1 pseudogene is annotated in these 400 nt (G+C 49.0%); it reads right to left on the bottom strand.

The window, feature by feature from the left end:
* Positions 1-400 (bottom strand): annotated as a pseudogene (locus tag J7R13_RS09240) (primosomal protein N'); the annotation flags it as partial.

Below are 400 nucleotides of genomic sequence, written 5' to 3'. Positions count from 1 at the left end.
TTGCACGAATAAACCCTTGCATATCAAACGAGCGCTGCCCATGCAGCAAAAGCCGAAAACGATATCGCCCGCGCACAAGTGCCAATTGTGCTTCTGCTGGCCCCATCAAGGATACACCCTGCACCGTTGGCGCAACCCGGCGCAACGCACGTGCATAATTTTCTGCAGCTTTGCGCTCTTTTGAAGATACAATTAAAGATGCAAGCCGTCCATAAGGTGGTAAATGATAATGCTGACGTGTGGCAATCTCACGCGTATAAAAATTCTCGCGCTGTTGCGAAAGCAATGCTTGTATGACCGGATGATCTGGCTGATAAGTTTGCAACAATCCTAAACTTTCCAACCCCATACGCCCAGCCCTTCCTGTAACCTGCGACAAAAGCTGAAAAGTGCGTTCACT

Source organism: Bartonella taylorii 8TBB, from assembly GCF_902825155.1.
GTDB classification, from domain to species: Bacteria; Pseudomonadota; Alphaproteobacteria; order Rhizobiales; family Rhizobiaceae; genus Bartonella; species Bartonella taylorii_A.
This window is presented reverse-complemented; position numbering and strand designations above follow the sequence as displayed.